The sequence below is a fragment of the uncultured Polaribacter sp. genome, assembly GCF_947495205.1.
GTDB lineage: Bacteria > Bacteroidota > Bacteroidia > Flavobacteriales > Flavobacteriaceae > Polaribacter.
Window position 1 is genome coordinate 101653 of the sequence record NZ_CANLXV010000012.1, and the last position, 20244, is coordinate 121896.

At 28.8% G+C, this 20244-nt stretch carries 21 protein-coding genes; 13 read left to right on the forward strand and 8 right to left on the reverse strand.

Annotated elements, in window-relative coordinates:
- Positions 1-76: 76 nt before the first annotated feature.
- Complete coding sequence (locus Q0762_RS12015) at positions 77-595, forward strand: DUF4920 domain-containing protein (protein WP_298767143.1); 519 nt, start codon at positions 77-79, stop codon at positions 593-595.
- 23 nt (positions 596-618) lie between these two features.
- The gene (mnmD, locus tag Q0762_RS12020) at positions 619-1278 is read left to right on the forward strand and encodes a tRNA (5-methylaminomethyl-2-thiouridine)(34)-methyltransferase MnmD (RefSeq protein WP_298767144.1); all 660 of its coding nucleotides are present in this window, start codon (positions 619-621) and stop codon (positions 1276-1278) included.
- Positions 1279-1287: 9 nt separating this feature from the next.
- On the opposite strand, the gene Q0762_RS12025 is transcribed toward mnmD, so the two are convergent.
- Complete coding sequence (locus tag Q0762_RS12025; protein ID WP_298767145.1) at positions 1288-2028, reverse strand: DUF1223 domain-containing protein; 741 nt, start codon at positions 2026-2028, stop codon at positions 1288-1290.
- A 102-nt stretch (positions 2029-2130) separates the two neighbouring features.
- Between Q0762_RS12025 and Q0762_RS12030 the strand changes: the two genes are divergently transcribed.
- Positions 2131-2262, forward strand: a complete 132-nt coding sequence (locus Q0762_RS12030; RefSeq protein WP_298767146.1) for a hypothetical protein — start codon at positions 2131-2133, stop codon at positions 2260-2262.
- Positions 2263-2431: 169 nt separating this feature from the next.
- Here Q0762_RS12030 and Q0762_RS12035 read toward each other — a convergent pair whose 3' ends face one another.
- Both Q0762_RS12035 and Q0762_RS12040 read right to left on the reverse strand, forming a co-directional pair.
- Positions 2432-3559 carry a glycosyltransferase gene (locus tag Q0762_RS12035; RefSeq protein WP_298767147.1) on the reverse strand — a complete coding sequence of 376 codons (1128 nt, stop codon included), beginning with the start codon at positions 3557-3559 and terminating at the stop codon, positions 2432-2434.
- On the reverse strand, positions 3556-4410 hold the full coding sequence (locus Q0762_RS12040; RefSeq protein WP_298767148.1) for a hypothetical protein: 855 nt from the start codon (positions 4408-4410) through the stop codon (positions 3556-3558). The genes Q0762_RS12035 and Q0762_RS12040 overlap by 4 nt, the downstream gene beginning before the upstream one ends.
- Before the next feature lie 160 nt (positions 4411-4570).
- On the opposite strand from Q0762_RS12040, the gene ruvC reads away from it, so the two are divergent.
- The 4 genes from ruvC (at position 4571) to Q0762_RS12060 (ending at position 7549) form a co-directional block, all read left to right on the forward strand.
- A complete protein-coding gene (ruvC, locus tag Q0762_RS12045; protein WP_298767149.1) occupies positions 4571-5125 on the forward strand; it encodes a crossover junction endodeoxyribonuclease RuvC in 555 nt (184 codons plus the stop codon).
- A gap of 94 nt (positions 5126-5219) precedes the next feature.
- Entirely contained in the window at positions 5220-5585 is a 366-nt protein-coding gene (locus Q0762_RS12050) for a four helix bundle protein (RefSeq protein ID WP_298767150.1), read from the forward strand.
- A gap of 33 nt (positions 5586-5618) precedes the next feature.
- Positions 5619-6746, forward strand: a complete 1128-nt coding sequence (hemW, locus tag Q0762_RS12055; protein ID WP_298767151.1) for a radical SAM family heme chaperone HemW — start codon at positions 5619-5621, stop codon at positions 6744-6746.
- Between the two features lie 53 nt (positions 6747-6799).
- Positions 6800-7549, forward strand: a complete 750-nt coding sequence (locus Q0762_RS12060; protein ID WP_298767152.1) for a cyclase family protein — start codon at positions 6800-6802, stop codon at positions 7547-7549.
- A 74-nt stretch (positions 7550-7623) separates the two neighbouring features.
- Here Q0762_RS12060 and Q0762_RS12065 read toward each other — a convergent pair whose 3' ends face one another.
- Positions 7624-8607: a CorA family divalent cation transporter gene (locus Q0762_RS12065; protein ID WP_298767153.1), complete on the reverse strand. Its 984-nt coding sequence runs from the start codon at positions 8605-8607 to the stop codon at positions 7624-7626.
- Between the two features lie 69 nt (positions 8608-8676).
- Between Q0762_RS12065 and Q0762_RS12070 the strand changes: the two genes are divergently transcribed.
- Together Q0762_RS12070 and Q0762_RS12075 are read left to right on the forward strand one after the other, a co-directional pair.
- A complete protein-coding gene (locus Q0762_RS12070) occupies positions 8677-9045 on the forward strand; it encodes an MmcQ/YjbR family DNA-binding protein (RefSeq protein WP_298767154.1) in 369 nt (122 codons plus the stop codon).
- 1 nt (position 9046) lies between these two features.
- Positions 9047-9595 (forward strand): 5-formyltetrahydrofolate cyclo-ligase, encoded by a 549-nt coding sequence (locus Q0762_RS12075; RefSeq protein ID WP_298767155.1) that lies wholly within the window; start codon positions 9047-9049, stop codon positions 9593-9595.
- 21 nt (positions 9596-9616) lie between these two features.
- Here Q0762_RS12075 and Q0762_RS12080 read toward each other — a convergent pair whose 3' ends face one another.
- Both Q0762_RS12080 and Q0762_RS12085 read right to left on the reverse strand, forming a co-directional pair.
- Entirely contained in the window at positions 9617-9781 is a 165-nt protein-coding gene (locus Q0762_RS12080) for an amidohydrolase family protein (protein WP_298767156.1), read from the reverse strand.
- Positions 9782-9810: 29 nt separating this feature from the next.
- Positions 9811-10569 carry a peptidoglycan DD-metalloendopeptidase family protein gene (locus tag Q0762_RS12085; RefSeq protein WP_298767157.1) on the reverse strand — a complete coding sequence of 253 codons (759 nt, stop codon included), beginning with the start codon at positions 10567-10569 and terminating at the stop codon, positions 9811-9813.
- Between the two features lie 80 nt (positions 10570-10649).
- Between Q0762_RS12085 and ade the strand changes: the two genes are divergently transcribed.
- Positions 10650-12272: an adenine deaminase gene (ade, locus tag Q0762_RS12090; protein WP_298767158.1), complete on the forward strand. Its 1623-nt coding sequence runs from the start codon at positions 10650-10652 to the stop codon at positions 12270-12272.
- A gap of 48 nt (positions 12273-12320) precedes the next feature.
- On the opposite strand, the gene Q0762_RS12095 is transcribed toward ade, so the two are convergent.
- Positions 12321-12743 carry a glycosyltransferase gene (locus tag Q0762_RS12095; protein ID WP_298767159.1) on the reverse strand — a complete coding sequence of 141 codons (423 nt, stop codon included), beginning with the start codon at positions 12741-12743 and terminating at the stop codon, positions 12321-12323.
- Positions 12744-12761: 18 nt separating this feature from the next.
- Entirely contained in the window at positions 12762-13961 is a 1200-nt protein-coding gene (locus tag Q0762_RS12100) for a glycosyltransferase (protein WP_298767160.1), read from the reverse strand.
- Between the two features lie 169 nt (positions 13962-14130).
- On the opposite strand from Q0762_RS12100, the gene Q0762_RS12105 reads away from it, so the two are divergent.
- From Q0762_RS12105 to Q0762_RS12115, 3 genes are read left to right on the forward strand one after another with little or no spacing between them, the layout of a single operon-like run.
- Complete coding sequence (locus Q0762_RS12105; RefSeq protein ID WP_298767161.1) at positions 14131-17220, forward strand: hypothetical protein; 3090 nt, start codon at positions 14131-14133, stop codon at positions 17218-17220.
- On the forward strand, positions 17220-18440 hold the full coding sequence (locus tag Q0762_RS12110) for a hypothetical protein (RefSeq protein WP_298767162.1): 1221 nt from the start codon (positions 17220-17222) through the stop codon (positions 18438-18440). The genes Q0762_RS12105 and Q0762_RS12110 overlap by 1 nt, the downstream gene beginning before the upstream one ends.
- A complete protein-coding gene (locus Q0762_RS12115) occupies positions 18434-19948 on the forward strand; it encodes a glycoside hydrolase family 2 TIM barrel-domain containing protein (RefSeq protein ID WP_298767163.1) in 1515 nt (504 codons plus the stop codon). Before Q0762_RS12110 ends, Q0762_RS12115 begins: the two co-directional genes overlap by 7 nt.
- Positions 19949-20244: the final 296 nt, after the last annotated feature.

Genomic DNA, 20244 nt, shown 5'->3' on the forward strand with positions numbered 1-20244 from the left:
ATCTGTTATGATATCAAAAATATAGTTTTGCGTTAAATTTATTACATTTGTAATTCTAGTATTAAAAATTTATCAAATGAAAAATATACTTAAATTTAGTTTTATATTTCTCTTAATTTTATCGGCTTGCCAAAAAGATGCAAAAGAGCAAAAAACGAGCAATACTATTCAAGAGACAGAAAAAATAGCTAAATATGCTTCTTTTGGTGCTAAAATTAGCAAAGACCAAGCATTATCTGCCAAAGAAATGTTTGCAAAATTTGAAACCATGAATGTAGGAGATACCATTGATGTAAAGTTTGCATCTCGTATTAAAGAAGTATGTTCTAAAAAAGGATGTTGGATGAAGTTGCCACTTGCAAATGAGCAAGAAACTATGGTACGTTTTAAAGATTATGGTTTTTTTATGCCATTAGATGCAGCAAACAAAGAAGTAATTGTGGCTGGCAAAGCATTTGTAAAAATTACACCAATAGAAGAATTGCAACATTATGCAGAAGATGCAGGAAAATCTGCAACAGAAATTGCAAAAATTACAGCACCTAAAAAAGAATTTGCTTTTGAGGCAAACGGCGTTTTGTTAGCATCCAAATAAAAATTATTACTAAAATATAACTTTTGAAAAGAGAAATATTAATAACTTCAGACGGTTCTTCTACCATACATTTGCCAGATTGGAATGAGCAATACCACTCTAAAAACGGTTCTATAAATGAAACATATCATGTTTTTATAGAAAGCGGTTTAAAACAAGTTAAAAAAGACAAGGTAGCTGTTTTGGAAATTGGTTTTGGTACAGGTTTAAATTGCTTTATCACTTATTTAGAAGCAAAAAAAACAATAGATTATGTTGGTGTAGAAGCCTATCCTGTAACTGCAGAAGAAGTAGAAAAAATGAATTTTTTATCAGTTTTAAAAGCAGAAGAACAAACCGCAGCTTTTAACAAAATTCACAATGTTTCTTGGGAAGAAAAACACGCCATTTCAGATACTTTCTATTTAACTAAAAGAAAGCAATTTTTTGAAGATATTACAGATCAAAATGCATTCGATTTAATTTATTTTGATGCTTTTGGCGCAAGAGTACAGCCACAATTATGGACTGAGGAAATTTTTCAGAAAATGTTTAACTCGCTTACAGAAAATGGTGTTTTAGTAACCTATTCTGCAAAAGGCAGCGTAAGAAGAGCAATGCAAGCCGTTGGTTTTACTGTAGAGCGTTTGTCTGGACCTCCAGGAAAAAGAGAAATGCTAAGAGCTAGAAAAATTAGCAAATAAAAGGTGTTTTTAAACCTTTATTTGTGTTGCACCAGAAATTTGTAAACGTCCGTTTTCTATAAAACCAATAACGCTAAGATTTTCTTTATTTTTATAATTTTTAGGTACTTGTAAAGTTATATTTCCACTTAAATCAGTAATATTTTTAGATAAAGTATGTATCACAATGTTACTATTAGAAATTGTTCTATTGGTGTTTTCTCCTCGTTTTACTTTGGTTATTTCATTATCTAAAACCAACGCAATTTGCAATTTTTTAGAAGTAACGTTACCCGTAATTTTATAATCAAAAGAAATCGTATTCAATTCTTTTGTAATATTTGAAAAAAGTAAACCATTTGCACTTTCTAGTTTTAAATTATCTGCAATACTTTGCGTAATTTTTCTTTTGCTAGAACCTACAAAATGTTTTTTGCCATTAACTATAAGTTGAGGAGTGTAAACTCGTTTAGCATTTAATTTTTCACCATACTTATATTGTAAATTGGTGTATTCTGCCTTACTAAAAGGATCTTTCCAACCTAAAGAATTCCAATAATCTATATGATAAGAAAGCACAAAAACGTTTTCTGTAGCGTACTCTTTTTTTATCGTTTCTAAAAAATCGTCTGCACTTGGGCAACTGCTACAGCCTTGAGAAGTAAATAGTTGCAAAACAACTGCACTGTTTTTTGTTTGTTGCTCAGCACTATTAGAAAAAGAAAGTGCTAGCACCAAAAAACTAATTAAAGTAAAGATTAAAGATTTCATAAATTTAATTTTAGTACAGCTTAAGTCGTGCTTTTGCGTAAAGACTTACTTTTAGCGCTTTGTTTCAGAATTATTTTTTACCTTAGATTTAAAATAGATGAAATGGAATTTAAAAGAAAATTTGGCAGAAGAAAACAAACCAAACCCAAAAAAGGTCTTTTCTTAGTTTTGCTATTGGTAGTTGTTTTAATCCTTTGGTCTAAAGCAGAAGCAATTATGGAGGCGCTGTTTTAATTTTTTTAGAAGCTATTTCCAGCTTTACGTTATATCTTTTTTTTATGCTTAATTTGTTATTGTATTTAAAACTTATAAGCTACAGTTTAATTTATAAAAGCTATTAAAAATAGATAGTAAAAAAAAAGGATGCCACTTCAATCTGGGCTACACTTGTTTGCCAACTTTTTTACTTTTTAAAAGTTCTTCCTTTCCAATTATAATTAGTAAAAAGAGATTTTAAAACAATAAAAACACTAAAGAAAGGATATAAAATACTACTGATTAAATACCATTTTAAAAAAGATTTTTCATGTTTATAAAACTTTACAGTTGGCAAAAATAAGAGTACATCTACACTAATTTTTAAAACCAAAATTAAAAGAAAAAAACCAAAATTAAATTTTAGAAAAAGGCTTAAAATAATGCTTAAATTCATCAAAAAAACCAAAAAACCAATAGCTTTTACAAGTGTAGATTTTAAATTACTTGTTTTTGCGGCCCATCGTATTCTTTGATGAATTAAATTTTTCCAAGTAGTAACAGGAAATGTAGTAACAATTGCATCTCTAGATTTTAAAAACTGAACAGCTTTTTTATCGGTATTTTTAAATTTTTCAAATAGAAAAATATCATCGCCACTAGCAATTGCATTATTGCCATTAAAACCATTCAGTTTTATAAATTCTTCTTTTTGGTACGCTAAATTTGCACCATTACATAAAAACGGAAAATGAAAGCCAAAACCACCAATTGTGCTGCCTTGTAAACTCATAAAATCTAGCAATTGAAACTGTTCAAGAAAAGTATCATTTACCTTATAATTTACAGGAGCAACCACCATTTTTGGTTTTTTTTCTACTATAAAATTATCTAATGTAGTAAGCCATTTTTTAGGTAAAATACAATCTGCATCTGTAGTTACAATCCAATTGTGTTTTGCTTTAGAAATTGCAGTTGTAATGGCATCTTTTTTTGGTGAGTTAGATTGTCTTATGTTTTGTAATACACTAAATTTTAAGGCTTTTACATGTTTGTAAGCTTCAAAGTAATTATGAATAATTTCAACAGAAGCATCATTAGAATCATCATCAACAAAAATAAACTCAACTAAATTTAAGTTGTATTTTAATGCAGAAATAGATGCTAAAAGTATGGGTAAATTTTCGGCTTCATTTCTAAACGGCACAATTATAGAAAAATTAGTTTGTGCAAGATTGCCGTTTGGTTTAAAAGCTTTTATTTTAATAAAACCAATAGTTAAAGCTATTATGAATAAAGCATAGCAAGAAAACAGAAAAATAAAAATCCAAATCATTTGGCTGTATTTGGTTTAAAAGTTAAAACAAAATAGCAGCCAAAAATGGCAGGAATTACAAAATTTAAAATCCACATTAAGGTGGTAATTGTTAAAATAGTCAACGCATCACTCTTAAAAAAACCGAACACAAAAAGCGCAACAGAACTTTTTAAAACCACATCAAATAAGGAAAGCATAGGAATAAAAGAACTCATAAAGTAAATACTAGCAATGGCAGAAATTGCGTTTACATAACTCACATCAACCTTAAAAATAAACAATAAAAAGTAAAATTGATGCGCAAAAACAAGATAACGTGCAATAGATATCAAGTTAATTTTTAAGTGTTGTTGTAAATTTAAACCTACTTTAAAATCGCTTAAAAATGTTTGTTTTTTTACCAAGTACTTCCATAGAAAAAAACTACTCATAATTACTAAAACAACCACTATTAAAAGCTTAAAAAAATTAAATTTTTTTAAATTTATGGGTTGTGTATTTAAAAAGTAAAGCAGTCCAAAAACACCAAATAAACAAGTGGCAAAAAGCTGATGCAGGTTGCCAATTAAATTCAAATTCAAGATTTTTTTTCGAATATTTTTGTCAAAATAAAGTGCTTTTGCGCCATATTCACCAATTCTGTTGGGCGTAATTAAAGAAGTAGTTAAAGCAGCTAAACTTTGTTTTGTTGCCGTAAGAAAAGAAATTTTATGAATAAAAGTTACTAAAGTTTTCCATTTTATAATTTCTAAAAACCAATTAAAAAATGAAAAAAGGCTTAAAAAAACACAATTTTTAACTAAAAAAAGGTTGTTTTGTGTTGTTTTTAACTGTAAATCTGTTATTTTAAGTTGCTTGTTATTTTTCAATTTAAAATAAATAAAATAGGCACAACCAAATACAATACTTAGTTTTATAAACAACCAAAAGAATTGTTTAGATTTGTAAGAAAGCGAATTGTACATGGCTTGCAAAGTAATAAATAATCATCAGTAATAAAGCTGATAAACACAAAAACAATCTAAGATTGTGGCAATAGAAAAAATTATTTTAGGTATAGATCCTGGAACTACAATTATGGGTTTTGGCCTTATAAAAGTCATTGGAAAAAAAATGGAATTCATTCAAATGAACGAATTAATTCTAAAAAAATACGATGACCATTATTTAAAATTAAAACTAATTTTTGAACGAACTATAGAATTAATAGACACCTATAATCCTGATGAAATTGCTATTGAAGCACCTTTTTTTGGTAAAAATGTACAATCTATGTTAAAGTTGGGTAGAGCTCAAGGTGTTGCAATGGCTGCAGGTTTGTCTAGAGAAATACCTATTACAGAATATTTGCCAAAAAAAATTAAAATGGCAATTACAGGCAGTGGAAGTGCAAGTAAAGAGCAAGTAGCGCTAATGTTAAAATCTACTTTAAACTTAAAAACATTACCTAAAAATTTAGATGCAACAGATGGTTTGGCAGCTGCTGTTTGTCATTTTTACAACTCTGGTAAAGTAGTTGGAGGCAAAAATTACACAGGTTGGGCAAGTTTTGTAAAACAAAATGAGAAGAGAGTTAAGAAGTGATAGTTTAGTTTAAAGTTAGAGTTTATATTTACTGCAGTAAGAGTAGCAGTAGCAGTTCTAGTAGCAATCGTAGCTTGAATTCAAAATATTAATTATGAGTTTTACAGATTTATTAGCATTTAAAAAATCATTTACTTTGGCAATGGACATTTTTGAGATTTCTAAATCTTTTCCAAAAGAAGAAAAATATGCTTTAATTGATCAAATAAAAAGGTCTTTTAGAATTGTATCAGCTAATATTTCCGAGGCTTGCAGAAAAAGAAGGTTTCCCAAACATTTTATAAGTAAGTTTACAGATTCTGATGCTGAAAATTCAGAAACATATACATGGCTTTTATTTTCTCTAGAATGTAAATACATAGATAAAGATACTTGTAATAAATTATCTAAAGAAAATTTAGAAATTGGCAAACTAATACATTATATGATAAACAATCCAGGTAAATTTGGAGCAGTATAAACTGAAAAACTGTTACTGAAACTGAAAACTATTATGGGAGCACTTTACATTCATATACCTTTTTGTAAACAGGCATGTTTTTATTGCGATTTTCATTTTTCTACTTCTTTAAAAAAGAAAGAAGACATGATTGCTAGTTTGATGAAAGAAATAGCATTAAGAAAAAACGAACTCGAAAACACAATTGTTGAAACAATTTATTTTGGCGGAGGAACACCATCTGTTTTAACTACCGCTGAAATTCAGTTTTTAATTAACGCAGTTTATTCTAATTTTGAAGTTGTAAAAAATCCAGAAATTACTTTAGAGGCCAATCCAGATGATTTGTCTGAAGAAAAAATTATTGCACTTTCAAAATCGCCCATAAATAGATTAAGTATTGGTATTCAATCTTTTTTTGAGAAAGATTTAAAATTGATGAATCGTGCACACAATGCAAACGAAGCTAAAAAATGTTTGGAAATTGCAACACAATATTTTACCAACATTTCTTTAGATTTAATTTATGGAATACCAGATTGTACAAATTTAGAATGGCGAAAAAATATACAAACGGCATTAGATTTTGGTATTGCTCATATTTCTAGTTATGCTTTAACTGTAGAGCCAAAAACAGCTCTAGAAAGTTTAATAGCCAAAGGGAAAATAAAAAACGTAAACGAAGAAAAAGCGCAAGAACAGTTTTATATTTTATTAGAAGAATTAGAAAAAGCAAACTTTATACATTATGAATTGTCTAATTTTGGTAAAGCGGGTTTTTTTAGTAAAAATAATTCATCTTATTGGTTAGGTAAGCCTTATTTGGGCATTGGCCCTTCTGCACATTCTTTTAATGGAAAACAACGCAGTTGGAATGTTAGAAATAATGCCATTTACATTAAAGAAATAGCTCAGAATAAATTACCTTTAGAGGTAGAAAACTTATCTGAAACAGATAGGTATAATGAATATGTAATGACGGGTTTACGCACCATTTGGGGAGTTTCCTTGGAAAAGATAAGCGTAGATTTTGGAGAAAAATACATACATTATTTAAAGAAAATAACTAAAAAATATATAAACCAAGAATTGTTGTTTATTGAAAACAATATTTTAAAAACAACTGTAAAAGGTAAATTCTTGGCAGACGGTATTGCAGCTGATTTATTTATGTTGGAATAAACAGCAGCAAAGCGTAAAATAATTAAAAAGATACTGAAATAAGTGCAGCATATATGAAAGCAATTGTAGAATACAACTCTAGAAAAATAACCGTAAATATTTCTAAACCAATAGATATTTCTATACCAGTAAACCCTAAAAAACAAAACGTAAATGCATGGTATACTAAGGCACCAGAAATTTCTGCAGAAACGCAAGAAGGTTATGAAATTAGTGTAGCAAATGGTGCTGTTGTAAATTTTAATAACATTCATTTTAACCCACATTCTCATATTACACATACAGAATGTGTTGGGCATATTACAAAAGAAGTACACTCTGTAAATAAAAATTTAAAATATTTTATTTTTTTGGCAGAAGTGGTAACTATTGCACCGTTGTTTCATAATGGAGATTTTTTAATAGGAGTAAAACAGTTAAAAACGGCGTTAAAAAATAAAAAAAGAGATGCCATTGTTATTCGTACTTTACCAAATTTAGAAGATAAAAAAAGTACAGATTATTCCAATACAAACCCTACGTATTTGTCTGAAAAAGCAGCTGTTTATTTAAGAGAAAAAGGAATTAAGCATTTGTTAATTGATTTACCTTCTGTAGATAAAGAAAAAGATGATGGTAGATTATTATCTCATAATGCCTTTTGGAATACAGCAGGAAAAGTAAGAATGGATGCTACCATTACAGAATTAATTTATGTACCTAATGAGGTAGAAGATGGTGAGTATCTCTTAAATTTAATGATAGCACCTTTTGAGAATGATGCAACACCAAGTAAACCTGTATTGTACGAAATAGAGAAGTAGTAACTTTATTAGTGCTGGATTTTTGGTGAAATATTTTTTTTTTGCTTTAAAATTTCACGAAGGTTTAAGTACAACTAAAACCATTTTTTACGTTTAAAATACCAAATAGCAGCAACAGTAATTACAAACATAATTGCTAGTAGTATAAAATACCCGTATTTCCAATTCAGTTCTGGAATGTTGGTGAAATTCATTCCGTAAATTCCCGCTAAAAAAGTTAACGGAATAAAAATTACAGACAATATGGTAAGGGTTTTCATTACCTCATTTAAACGATGTCCTTGAATACTGAATATTAAATTTATTTTACTTTCTAATTCTTGCAATTCAAAATCTATGTTAGAAATTAAATGATTGGTTTCTTCTTTAATTTCGCTAAAGTATTTAATATCAAAATTATCAATTTCAATTTTTTCTAGTTTTACGATAGTATTCATTAAACCTAAAGCAGCTTTTTTAAAATCGAATAATTCTTGTTTTCTATGTTCTACGGCTGCTGTAAATGCTGGTGTTGGCTTTATTTGTGATGCATTTAAACGGTCTGCACTTAATGCTGCATTTTGTTGGTAAGTATCTTGGTAATTATCTACAATAGATTCTAAAATTAGAAATAGAAGATAATCGGTTTTTTTTCTTCTTACAATGCCTTTGTTATTTTCTAATCGTTCTCTAATCCAATTAAAATAATCTCCATTTTTTTCTTGAATGCTCCACAAATAACTAGAACTTACTAAAAAAATCATTTGCTCATAGTTAAGCGTTTTATCTGTGGTTACTAATATTTTTGTAGATATAAATACCACATCATCTAGTAAAATAACTTTGTTTTGATGCTCTTTATCATTAAAAAGTTTTAATAAAAAATCATCTAAAGTATTCTGAGAAACAATTTTTTTAAAGATGGTTTCATAGCTGTTGCCATAGGTGTTTATCCAATCTATAGTTGTTGTTTTGTTAGAGATAATTATGTCAGAAAGTTGATTGTAATCTGTTTTGTTATACGTTTCTTTGGAATAACTAATAAGGTTTGTGTTCTTTAAAAAATCATTTTCTGTCATAAAAATAGTTGTAAATTTACTGGATAAAGATACTTTTTTTAATACTATTAAAAAGATTTATTTTAGCTGATGAACATAGCACAACTTAGAGATTTTTGCATCAACAAAAAAGGAGTTACAGAGCATTTTCCTTTTGATAATACAACACTAGTTTTTAAAGTGATGGACAAAATGTTTGCCCTAACTAATTTAAGTAAATGGGAGCAAGGTGAAGCAAGTATCAATTTAAAATGTAATCCAGAAAAAGCTTTAGAATTGCGAGAAATTTACGAAGGTGTAAAGCCAGGTTTTCACATGAATAAAAAACATTGGAACACGCTTGCAATAAATACAAGTGATGTTTCTGATGATTTGGTTTTTCAACTTGTGGGCCATTCTTATAATTTGGTAGTAAGTGGTTTAGCTAAAAAAGTAAAAATTGAATTGGCAAATTTGTAAGATGGATAAGACAGCACTTAGAAAAATTTATAAACATAAAAGGCAAGGTTTGTCTTTGCTTAAAATAAGTGAATTACAAGAAAGTATTTATCAACAAATTTATGCATTAGATCTTTCTTCAATTGAAACCATTCATATTTTTTTATCGTTAGAAAAGTTTAAAGAAATAGATACACAACCCATTATTAACTTCTTTAGAGCAAAAAAAAAGAAGATTGTAGTTTCTAAAAGTGATTTTAATTCAAATACATTAACACATTTTTATTTAGAAGAAAATACTAAAATAGAGCTAAATGCATACGGCATTCCAGAGCCAGTAAATGCAGTAAAAGTTTCTGAGAAAATATTAGATTTAGTTTTTGTACCGCTTTTAATTTCTGATGAAAATAATTATAGAGTAGGTTATGGCAAAGGTTTTTATGATCGTTTTTTATCAAATTGTAGAAAAGATTGTAAAACAATTGGCTTAAATTTTTTTACACCAATTTCTAAAATCAAAGACCTAAACGCATTTGATGTTCCTTTGGATAAAGTTTTTTATCCAAAATAAAATTTTGTTCTTTTGGTATCATTAGTTTCCAATTTCATTCATGGTATTTACATCGTATAAACGCCCATTTACCATAGTGTAAATTACAGGATTTGAGTTTTTAATATCTTCCAACGGATTTTTATCCATAACAATTAAATCTGCTAATTTACCTGGTTTTAAAGGTGATTCTTTCTTAAGGAACATCTGTTTTTGAAACTTGTACGTTTTAATTATTAGAATCCTTCTAACTGAAACAGCAAATTTGGGTTTGGGCAAATCGTTTTCCAAATAGCAACTTCACTTTCAAAAGCAACCCCAGGAAAATCGTTTTTATAATCTAACAACGTTAGCATTACTTGAAAATGTAAATGTGGTGCCCAATCTCCGTTTTCTTTGGCGTCTGCTAAAATTGCAATTTGTTGGTCTTTTTTAATAAAATCTCCTATTTTGTGTTTAAAAACACTAGCAACCGTATTATGACCGTACAATGTGTAGAAACTAAAATTTGTAAAAGTGTGTTTTAAAATAATTACACCACCATAACCTTTATGTTGGTTATTGTTTGCAATACCTACAACTTGCCCATTTAAAAAAGCATGTACTGGCGTTGCTTCTGGTAACCAAAAATCTACACCCAAATGCGTATTTCTTCTATCTACTGTGCCTTCTATTTCTCTAAGGTATAAGTTAGAGGTGTATAAGGCTCTTTTTTCTAAATAGCCACCTGTAATAATTTTATTAGGAACTTGTTTTTGTAAGGCATCAATTTTACGTTGAAAAAAAGGAATGTTATTAAATTCTTCAATTCCGCCAATAAAATTTGTAGTTGTACTTAAATCTATTGGGTGTGCAGCTGTTCTTTTTACAGTGGGAAATAAACTTTTTAAAGAAAATTTATTTTGTGTAGCCCAATTTTTAAAGACGTTAAAATTTACATGATTTACAAAACCGTACTTGTTTTTAAAATCTTGATGTGCCTTAGTTAATTTCATAAATTAAAAATAATATATTCTTTACAAATTGCACTTTTTACAAATGTTATTCTTTGTAAATTTGTGTTAAAATATAAGTTATGATTGTTCAAGGAAATATAGTTGATATTTTAAATAAAACCATTTTTAAAGGTGAAGTTGAGGTTAAAAATGGTAAAATTTTAGAAATTAGAAAAGCGAATCATAACAACAACACCTATATTTTACCAGGTTTTATAGACGCCCACATTCACATAGAAAGTTCTATGTTAGTACCAAGTGAATTTGCTAAAATTGCGGTAACTCACGGAACTGTAGCAACAGTTTCAGATCCGCATGAAATTGCCAATGTTTTAGGTGTAAAAGGCGTAAATTTTATGATTGAAAACGGAAAAAAAGTTCCGTTAAAATTTAATTTTGGTGCACCAAGTTGTGTGCCCGCTACTTCTTTTGAAAGTGCTGGAGCTGTTATAAATGCTGATGATATTAAGCGAATGCTAGAAAATCCTGATATTAAATATCTAGCAGAAATGATGAATTATCCAGGCGTTTTATTTGACGATGCAGAAGTATTGGCTAAAATTAAACAAGCAAAAAATAATAATAAACCTGTAGATGGTCATGCACCTGGTTTAAGAGGACAAGATGCAACCAAATATATTGCTGCAGGAATTTCTACAGACCACGAATGTTTTTCTTTTGATGAAGCTAAAGAGAAATTAGAAAAAGGCATGAAGGTAATAATTAGAGAAGGTTCTGCTGCCAAAAATTTTGAAGCTTTAATTGATTTGTTGCCAGAAAATTACCAAAATATAATGTTTTGTTCTGATGATAAACATCCAGACGATTTGTTGTTAGGTCATATTAATAAGTTGTGTGAACGTGCAGTTGCTAAAGGTATAGATGTTTTTAAAGTATTGCAGGTGGCTTGTGTAAATCCTGTAAAACACTATAATTTAGATGTTGGTTTGTTACAAAAAAATGATTTCGCAGATTTTGTAGTTGTAGATAATTTAATCAATTTTAATGTTTTAGAAACCTATATTAATGGAGATTTAATTGCCAAAAATGGAGAAAGTTTTGTAAAACATGTAGATTTTGAAGTGCCGAATAATTTTAAAACAGACAAAAAGAAAGTAGAAGATTTTAGAGTTGAATCATCAGCAAAAAAAATAAGAGTTATTGAGGCTTTAGATGGCGAATTGTTAACCAACCAAATAGAAGCAGCTTCTCTAATAGAAAATGGGAATTTAGTTTCAAACACAACTACAGATATTTTAAAAATTACGGTTGTAAATCGCTATAAAAATGTGAAACCTTCCATTGCTTTTATTAAAAATTTTGGACTTAAAGAAGGCGCTATTGCTAGTTCTGTTGGGCACGATTCTCATAACATAATTGCTTTAGGTGTTTCTGATGAAGCCATTTGTAAAGCAGTAAACTTAATTATAGAAAATAGAGGAGGAGTTTGTGCTGTAAATGCAGCAAAAGAAAACATAGTTTCTTTGCCAGTTGCTGGAATTATGTCTGATAAATCTGCCAAAGAAATTGGTAAACAATATGCAGCATTAGATAAAATGGCAAAAGAAATGGGCAGCAAATTAAAAGCGCCTTATATGAGTTTGTCTTTTATGGCTTTGTTGGTTATTCCTTCTTTAAAATTATCTGACAAAGGTTTGTTTAATGGAGATACTTTTGAATTTACAGCTATAGGCTTAGATTAAAATAGTCTGTTTTTTTGCCTAATTTTATTTTGAAAATAATTGGTTTTTTTAATATGCAATTTCTTTTATAGAAAATACATTTTTTAAAATTTTTCTATCTGTTGTTTTAGAAATCACTTGCATATTGCTGTTTTCATTGTTAAGAAAATTTAAAATATTTTTAAGATGCTTCTGTTTTTTGTATTCTGAAAACTCAAAATAAATAATGCTATTAAAATCTTGCTGATTTTTTAAGTATCTAACACCTGCTTTAATTGCAGCTTTTACTCCTTTGTTTCTTTTAATATCTAAAACTGTAACTTTATTATTTATGGCTTTTTTAAAATCAACTAATCTATGCAGTGTTTTATCATTACTTGCATTGTTAACCAAACAAAAGCAAGAGGTTGGTTTATTTAACAGTTCTCTAAAGTACTCTTTTGTAATTTCATTTTCATTGTTAAAAAACAATATGATTATTCCTGTTTTCATAGTTTGTTTTAGCAAGATTTAAATTGTTACCATATCGTTATTTAATTTTATTGCTACGGTTTTGGTAGGTTTCTTTTTTTTACTTTTATAGTGTAAGGCTATTTGACCTAGTTGCCCTATAATTTTAAAAGAATCTTTCATAGATAGTTTAGAGCCATCTGCATGAATCCATCTTTTTAAGGGTTGTTCACACAACATTTTTTTAGCATTATCTAAGCCATATTTTAAGGTAATTCTTTTAAAAATTTCTACATCAAAAATCCATTGGGTAACAAATTTTTCCTTAAAAGAGGTTTCAATTACATCTTTATGAAAAATTTTAGCACCACATTGTGTGTCTTTAAAATCCATAGAAAGTATTTTTCTAATAATATAATTTACTGATAAACTAATTATTTTTCTGGCAGATTCTTTGGTAATATTTGCACCCATTCTGCTAATTCTAGAGCCGCTTACAATTTTGTAATCAGAACTTTCTATAGTGTTTACTAAGGCATCAAAATCTGATAAATCTGTAGACAAATCTGCATCTAAAAAACCAATATAATCTAAGTCTTCTTTTTGAGCCATAAATAACATTCCTTGTCTTACAGCTTCTGCTTTACCACCATTTTTTTCGCAATTATATACGGTAATAAAATCTTCTCTTCCTTTTCTTAATTTGTTTAATACTTGCAACGTATTGTCTTTACTACCATCATTTACAAAACATAAATGGTAACCAGAATTTTTCTTAATAAATGATGTAAACTCTGTACTTAACAAACGTTCTTCTTCATTATAACAAGGTATTACAACACCAACACATCTTTTTTGAATTAGCACATCTTGAAAGTTTTTAATTACTTGATCTTGTTTTGGCGCGCCAATTAATCTTTTGGTTCTTGCACAAACTTCGGTTAAACTTAAGGGTTTTTTCATGTAATCATTCACGCCCAAATCAAAAGCTTCTTCAATAATCTTATCATCAGTATTTCCAGATAAAATCATAATTGGAGTTGCTAATTTTTTTTCTATTCTTAGGTAATTTACAATAGCCAAACCAGAAGAAGTTGGCATATTAATGTCTACAATAACCAAATCTGGTTTAAAAGCATCAATTAAAGTTTTCCCTTTTGCTACAGAAGTGGCAGTTTCTACTTGGTAACCCAATTCTTTTAATCTTAAAGCTAACGGAATTAAAACTAATTTTTGATCGTCTATTGCTACTACTTTCATTTTGTTGTTTTTTTGTTAATTACACTACAAATGTACAGCAGCATTGCATTTGTTTTTTTGAATGTGCGCCAAAACCGATGTTAAGTTTAGACGAATAGCAGGTTAGTTTAGATAAATAAATTTTAACCATAGTAGAAATCCAATTATCTTTACAAAACACAACTTGTAAATGAAACAGAAGACCAATACTTTTTTAATTGCTGCCTTAATCTTTGGAATTGCATTTCATGGTTCTGCTATCTTTTTTACTTTAGAGACTACTTATGATGCTTTAATTCATTTGTTTTTTGCAGATCATTATGCAAACAGTTGGTTTGAGCCTTGGAGCTATAAATGGTATACTGGTTTTACGGTAATGAGTTATCCTCCTTTAGTGCACCAATCTATTGCAGCTTTATCTTTAATTGGCGGCTTAAAATTTGGTATGTTTACAGTTGCTCTTATTGGTATTGTACTTTTTATTACAGGTGCTTATCGTTTTTCTTTGTTAATGACGGGCAATAGAACTGTAGCAGGTTACACTGCTTTATTTGCATCTTTATCGTCTTCTTTTTTAGAAACATTGCACGTTTTTGGGCAGTTGCCTAGTATTGTTGGTATTTCTATTTTAATGCATGCCTTGCCAGAAATTTATTTGTGGTTAAAAAGCGGTAAATACAAATATTTATTTACCTCGCTTTCTCTTATTGCAGTTACTGTAACCTCACACCATGTTACGCCAATTTTCGGGATGATATTTTTTATATTTCCATTAATAGGAATGGTAATTATGGATAAGTGTTATGAACAAGTAAACAGTTTTAAAGAAGTTACTTTTAAAATATTTTTAAATACCTTTTTTAAACAATTAAAAAGAAATTTATTATTTGGTTTTTCATCATTATTTCTAATTGTATTTTGCATTTTTCCGTATTGGATAAATTCAAAAAACAATCCCATAACACAAGTGCCAATTCCACATGGTTCTAGAGATAATTTTTTAGAAATTACTTCGTCTGGTTTGGTTTTCTTTTTTATTCCTTGGGGAGTTTTGTTATTGCTTTTACCTTACATTTTTTACCGTTATTTTAGCAAAAGATATTTGTTTTTTGGGCTTTCTATAGCAATGTTAACCCTTTTAGGAACTGGAGGTACCACACCAATACCAAAAATTATTTTAGGTGAAAATGCGTTTAATATTTTAACCTTAGATCGTTTTACATTATGGGCTTCTATTATGTCTTTACCCATCATTGGCGAGTTTATATTTCGATTGATTAATGGCGATTTAAAAACCTTAATGGTCGCTAAATTTGGTGCCGTTTATCATAAATTATTTGCAGGTTTTTTAGCCAGTTTGTTTTTAGTAATGGTGGTTTTTACAATGAGTTTAGGTTATTTTAGACCATCACAGCCACAAAAAATAAAAATGTTACCCATTGTAAATTTCTTAAATCAAGATGAACATGATAAATGGCGATTTTTAACCTTAGGTTTTGGAGATCAAATGGCGTGGTTGTCTGCACAAACCAATGCAATGACGGTAGATGGTAATTACCATTCTGCCAGAAGATTACCAGAATTAACTACAAGACCTATAGAACGTTTAGAGAATTCTAAATTTAAAGGTGTAGCTGGTATTGGCTCTTTACAACAGTTTTTAACCACACCAGAAAAGTACAATTTAAAGTATGTTTTTTCTAATGATAAATTTTACGATCCTATTTTATATTTCTGCGGTTGGCAACGCTTACCCGCTTTAGAAAACGGAATTATGGTTTGGGAGAAATTAAACGTACCACCACTTTCTACCATTTTACCAAAAGATGATGTAGCAAAAACCCTAAAATTATTATGGGGAATAATTCCATTTTTAACGGTAATTATTGCATTTATTTTAAACATACAATCTATTTTTTTGCAAAGTTTAAAGTTGAAAGATCACGTAACACACGATTTTTATAATTTTAAATTGTCGTTTACAAAGTTTCCTAAACGCGTTTTACAAGCTATTCATATTTGGAGTTTGTTGGTTTTAATTGTTTTTGGCTATGGTATGTATCTTTTTTATATTAAAAATGATACCCAAAGAACACCCGAAAACGCAATAATGGCTTATTATGATGCAATTGATTTTAAAGAATTTGAAAAAAGTTATGCGCTTATTAATCCAGAAAACAGAAAATCGGTAGCACAGTTTATGTTAGAAATTTCTGTAACAGATGGTATTCTAAATTCTTACGGAAAGTTAGATGCACTGCAAACAGAAATTATAACAGAAACAGAAGATTTTGCATCAGTAAAAATTGTTACGAATTGGATTACACCTTTAGAAAAAATCGAGAAAATTATTTACAAAGATCTCAAAAAAATTAATGGTAAATGGTACATAGAACCTACTGTAATTGAGCAAGATTTACCTCCAGATCAATTGTACTCTAAAAATATAACCAAATATTTTAACCAAGGTAGAAGGCGTGTTACAACAGAGCAAACTTACCACGAAGACGTTTTAAAACAACCTGTTTTAGAAATATTAAAAGCAAAATTGGTTAAAAACAACAATAGTTATGCTATTATTGGCGAAATTCAAAATATAGACAATGTTCCTGCAGATGTAGTTTTAAAAGGAACGTTGTATAATGATGAAAATAAAGAATTGGCAACCTACAATGCCAAATATCACATCAAACATAAATTACTACCCAAAGAAGTAAGTAGTTTTAGAATCGATTTTGAAGGAATTGCCTGGTCTAAAACACAAGATTCTATTCCAAATACCTTTAATCCAGATGAATTTACACCTGTAGAATTTGAAGAACAACCTACAAAATTCAATTTACAAGCAGCAGGTAATGTGGCAAATTTAGATTTGTATAAAGATGCAACCATAAGTAGTTTACAAGTAAAACAAAATACTATTGAAGGCACAATTTTTAATGCGGGTTTACAACAAATTACCATTCCACAATTGTTAGTTTCTTATTATAATGATGCTAAAGAGTTGGTTTGGGTAGATCATCAATTTGTAAAAAATGCCATAAGGCAAGAAAGAAAACAATATTTTGAATATCCTTTATTACAAAATAATACTATTACAATTATCAATACAAATATGAACAATTGTTTTGTAAACGGTTTGCCAAATGCAGCTATTGCTAATGAAATTGTAACCAATAGAATTGTAAATCATACCTATAGCCAACTACAAAAAATAAATGATAACCAATATAAATATATTAAAATAGAGTTGAATAATTTTATTGGAAGCCCAAGATAATGAATCGTAGAACAAACCTATTATGCTCTTTTTTGCTTACTTTTTGTGGGGTGCTTTTTGGGCAACAAACCCAAGTTAAACAAGATCAAATCAGCTTGCTAACCTTAAAAAAAGATTTTGTTGTTAATGATGATGTTGTTTTACATTTTAACACTACATCTAAAGCTAAATTTAGCATGTATGCCACCAATAGTTATGGCAGTAGTTTGGTGAATGGTATTAAAAAAGATGATAAAATTAGTTTTCAGTTACCAACTTACATCACAAGAAAAAGAGGTGTGTTGCATTGGAAAGTTTTTAATAACCAAAACATAGCCATTCAAGGAAATATAAATATAAAACCACAACAACGTGCTTCTTCTTTAGAAATGTATTTGGGACCTCCGAGTATTGAGGCTGGCGGAAAAGATTTTTCGATGTTAGTAACCATTCCAACAGATACTTTAGATAATCCATTGTTAGAAAACACAAATGTAGCGGTTAAACGTCAGTTTTTAAATGATAAAAAAAGTGCTACCATAAAGGTAAATAATTTAATAGCTTATCAAAACATATACTCGCCTTTACAAGCAGGTAGAATGTTGTTAGCTACCAATCATCTTCAAAAGAATTCTGTTGAATTAGATTTAACTATTGCGCCAGCCATTCCTGAAAAATTTCAAATTTTTTTCAAACGGAATCACAATTACGCAGATGGTAATCAAATAACTACATTTTACACTTCTGTATTAAAAGATAAATTTAACAATGTAGTTAGTGATGGTACTTTGGTGTATTTTTTTATTACGAATAGTAAAAATGCTGTTTTAAAAACTTTCGGGCAAACGGTAAATGGCGTGGCAAAAGCAAAAATGATTCATCCAGATAAAGCAGCAAACTGGTCTGTAAAAGCTTTTGTAGATGGTATTGCAGAGAGTAAAGCCATCTATATAAAATACCAACAAGCAGTACAAGATTTTAATATTGTTTTTAAAGAAAAGAATACGAAAATACAAGTAGGTCCTTTTAAAAGTTTTATGAATCAAATAATTCCTGATGGTTTAAACGTAAAGCTTAGTGTCACAAAACATAATAAGGTTGTAAAAGTATATTATACAGAAACTAAAAAAGGTTTTTCAAATTTTATTTTGAATAAAAACTTTTATGAAAAAGGCAATTATACATTAAAAATTGAAGCCGCAGGTTTGATTAAAACTTTTGAAAAAATTGCTTTATGGTAAAAACAAATAAAATACTATTGCGAATTATTTTAATGGCTACTTATGTATTTATTTGCGCAATTTTGGTGTTTTTAATAAGTGGAATTTTATCTTACTTAAACACAGGTGCAGATAGAAGTTCTTTATTACACACCCAAATAAAAAAAGAACAGGTATATACACCAGAATTGAAATGGAAAAAAGATGGGAACCAAGGCAGACCAATAAGCGATCAAGTTTTAGCGGCTGTAGAAAGCAATTATTTAGACGCTTGGTATATAAAACAATTGGCCTATAGAGAAAACACAAAAACAGGAATTGCAGATTTTTACACCAAAAACGCAAGAAAAAATTTGTTTTCTATTATTGATGAAAATGCTAAAAATGAAACCTATATAGAAGCCACCACACTTTCTCATGAACCAGATGTTTTGTTTTATAGTGAAGATGGTCAACTTGTAGTTTTAGAAGATAAAGCTGTAGTTGAACATAAAAAAATCTTTCAACACAAAACCCAAGTTTTAGCAATTACAGAACAATCGGATTATAAACACATTTTATTATTAGAAGATGGTTTTTGGAGAATTCGCCATAGTGTTAGGGAAAACGTAAAGCCTTACAAGAAAAAAAACCGAAAAAATGCACCTAATTCTTTGCCAATAAAAGGCATTAATTATTATCCACAAAAAACACCTTGGAATATGTTTGGCAATACTTTTGACCAAACCATTATTGCTAAAGATTTTGAAATTATTAAAAAAGCGGGTTTAAATTCCATTAGAATTTTTGTGCCTTATGAAGACTTTGGTAAAGCAGTTTTAAAGGAAGATAAGCTAAATAAATTAAAAACAGTATTAGATATTGCCTTAGAAAAACAATTAAAAGTTGTGGTTACTTTATTTGATTTTTACGGAAATTATGATGTGTTAGATTGGACTTTAACCTACAAACATGCTCGTGGTATTGTTACCAAATTTAAAGACCACAAAGCTATTTTAGCTTGGGATTTAAAAAACGAACCAAATTTAGATTTTGAATCTCGTGGAAAGGAAAACGTAATTTCTTGGTTAACCTTTTTATTAACTGTTGTAAAAACCATAGATGAAACACATCCTGTAACCATTGGTTGGTCTAATATTGAAAGTGCAACTATTTTAAGTGATCAATTAGATTATATTTCATTCCATTATTACGAGGCTTTAGAAAATTTTGAAAATGAATTGCTAACGCTAAAAAAACAATTACCTAATCAACCACTTATTTTGCAAGAGTTTGGTTTGTCTTCTTATGGTGGTTTTTGGAGACCTTTTGCAAGTTCAGAACAAGCACAAGCCAATTACCATAAAACAATGCAAAAAGTATTAGCAAAACATAAAGTTAATTTTATGTCTTGGACTTTGTATGATTTTGAAGAAGTTCCTAGCAATGTAGTTGGCAAGCTACCTTGGCGAACCAACCCACAGAAAAATTTTGGTTTTATAAATAGCAATGGAAAAAAGAAAGCGGCTTTTGAGTTTATTGCTCAATAAAAGTTGTTAAGGACGTTGTAAATTTGCTGAAACCAACAATTTATTTACACGTTTTTAGGTGCTTTTACTCAATTTAAATGTTGTTTTTTTGTAAGCAATTCCATTATAATTTATTTTTTTAAGCGGTTATTTTTCTTTTTCAAAAATTATTAATTCATATCTTTTCCTTATCAATTTTTGCGAACTCCTTTTTTGAAACTTTTTATTTTGAAAATTATTAAAGCACTTTCAGAAGTAGCAGACTTATAAATAACAATTCTAAAAAAAACCATTTAAAATTTATAAATTTTAGATGG

What these genes read in the sequence shown, in the direction of transcription:
- Q0762_RS12015 (WP_298767143.1), top strand. Translation starts at nt 77, where the DNA reads ATGAAAAATATACTTAAATTTAGTTTTATATTTCTCTTAATTTTATCG.
- Q0762_RS12025 (WP_298767145.1), bottom strand. Translation starts at nt 2,028, where the DNA reads ATGAAATCTTTAATCTTTACTTTAATTAGTTTTTTGGTGCTAGCACTT.
- Q0762_RS12030 (WP_298767146.1), top strand. Translation starts at nt 2,131, where the DNA reads ATGGAATTTAAAAGAAAATTTGGCAGAAGAAAACAAACCAAACCCAAA.
- Q0762_RS12035 (WP_298767147.1), bottom strand. Translation starts at nt 3,559, where the DNA reads ATGATTTGGATTTTTATTTTTCTGTTTTCTTGCTATGCTTTATTCATA.
- Q0762_RS12050 (WP_298767150.1), top strand. Translation starts at nt 5,220, where the DNA reads ATGAGTTTTACAGATTTATTAGCATTTAAAAAATCATTTACTTTGGCA.
- hemW (WP_298767151.1), top strand. Translation starts at nt 5,619, where the DNA reads ATGGGAGCACTTTACATTCATATACCTTTTTGTAAACAGGCATGTTTT.
- Q0762_RS12060 (WP_298767152.1), top strand. Translation starts at nt 6,800, where the DNA reads ATGAAAGCAATTGTAGAATACAACTCTAGAAAAATAACCGTAAATATT.
- Q0762_RS12065 (WP_298767153.1), bottom strand. Translation starts at nt 8,607, where the DNA reads ATGACAGAAAATGATTTTTTAAAGAACACAAACCTTATTAGTTATTCC.
- Q0762_RS12070 (WP_298767154.1), top strand. Translation starts at nt 8,677, where the DNA reads ATGAACATAGCACAACTTAGAGATTTTTGCATCAACAAAAAAGGAGTT.
- Q0762_RS12075 (WP_298767155.1), top strand. Translation starts at nt 9,047, where the DNA reads ATGGATAAGACAGCACTTAGAAAAATTTATAAACATAAAAGGCAAGGT.
- Q0762_RS12080 (WP_298767156.1), bottom strand. Translation starts at nt 9,781, where the DNA reads ATGTTCCTTAAGAAAGAATCACCTTTAAAACCAGGTAAATTAGCAGAT.
- Q0762_RS12085 (WP_298767157.1), bottom strand. Translation starts at nt 10,569, where the DNA reads ATGAAATTAACTAAGGCACATCAAGATTTTAAAAACAAGTACGGTTTT.
- ade (WP_298767158.1), top strand. Translation starts at nt 10,650, where the DNA reads ATGATTGTTCAAGGAAATATAGTTGATATTTTAAATAAAACCATTTTT.
- Q0762_RS12095 (WP_298767159.1), bottom strand. Translation starts at nt 12,743, where the DNA reads ATGAAAACAGGAATAATCATATTGTTTTTTAACAATGAAAATGAAATT.
- Q0762_RS12100 (WP_298767160.1), bottom strand. Translation starts at nt 13,961, where the DNA reads ATGAAAGTAGTAGCAATAGACGATCAAAAATTAGTTTTAATTCCGTTA.
- Q0762_RS12105 (WP_298767161.1), top strand. Translation starts at nt 14,131, where the DNA reads ATGAAACAGAAGACCAATACTTTTTTAATTGCTGCCTTAATCTTTGGA.
- Q0762_RS12110 (WP_298767162.1), top strand. Translation starts at nt 17,220, where the DNA reads ATGAATCGTAGAACAAACCTATTATGCTCTTTTTTGCTTACTTTTTGT.
- Q0762_RS12115 (WP_298767163.1), top strand. Translation starts at nt 18,434, where the DNA reads ATGGTAAAAACAAATAAAATACTATTGCGAATTATTTTAATGGCTACT.